General features: G+C 44.6%; 3 rRNA genes. All 3 read right to left on the bottom strand.

Going from position 1 to position 888, the window contains the following annotated elements:
* Positions 1-213, bottom strand: a 16S ribosomal RNA gene (locus DPF93_RS21055); the annotation flags it as partial.
* A 315-nt stretch (positions 214-528) separates the two neighbouring features.
* Positions 529-644: ribosomal RNA gene (gene rrf / locus DPF93_RS21050) — 5S ribosomal RNA — on the bottom strand.
* An 83-nt stretch (positions 645-727) separates the two neighbouring features.
* A 23S ribosomal RNA gene (locus DPF93_RS21045) occupies positions 728-888 on the bottom strand; the annotation flags it as partial.

The following is an 888-nucleotide window of genomic DNA, read 5'->3' as shown; positions in this document are numbered from 1 at the left end:
CCCCTCTTTGGCCCGTAGGCATCATGCGGTATTAGCCATCGTTTCCAATGGTTATCCCCCACATCAGGGCAATTTCCTAGGCATTACTCACCCGTCCGCCGCTCGCCGCCCAACAAATCCCCCGAAGGTTCAATGTTGTCGCTGCCGCTCGACTTGCATGTGTTAGGCCTGCCGCCAGCGTTCAATCTGAGCCATGATCAAACTCTTCAATTTAAGATTTTGGTGACTCAATGAATACTGATTACATTACATAGTAATGTTGAATTGACTGTGCCGATACTAAGTATCGAATTGGTCACTCAGTTCATTGAAATCAAATTTGAAGCCGAAGCTTCTAATTGGATTATCATCAACGAGTGCCCACACAGATTGATAGGTTTATATTGTTAAAGAGCTTTGCTTTCAGCACCTTAGTGCGTCAGCGAGGTGCGTATAATACGCTTCCCACTTTGAAAGTCAACATAAAATTCTAAGTTTTCTTAAAACTTTATGGTGACTTGCTTATTAAATAAGCAAGCGCGAAATAAAGCCTGGCGATGTCCTACTCTCACATGGGGAAACCCCACACTACCATCGGCGCTAATTCGTTTCACTTCTGAGTTCGGCATGGAATCAGGTGGGTCCAAATCGCTATGGTCGCCAAGCAAATTCTTTAATCTGGAAAGCTGTTTTCGTTCTTACACATTCAATGTTCTATTTGAGTCCATCAAAACCCCTTGGGTGTTGTATGGTTAAGCCTCACGGGCAATTAGTATCAGTTAGCTCAATGCCTCACAGCACTTACACACCTGACCTATCAACGTCGTAGTCTCCGACAACCCTTTAGGATACTTAAAGTATCAGGGAGAACTCATCTCAAGGCTCGCTTCCCGCTTAGATGCTTTCAGC

Origin of the sequence: Vibrio rhodolitus, from assembly GCF_003350325.1 — a bacterium.
Classification (GTDB): Bacteria; Pseudomonadota; Gammaproteobacteria; order Enterobacterales; family Vibrionaceae; genus Vibrio; species Vibrio rhodolitus.
The sequence above is the reverse complement of the archived record's forward strand: the minus strand, read 5'-3'. Positions and strand labels throughout refer to the sequence as shown.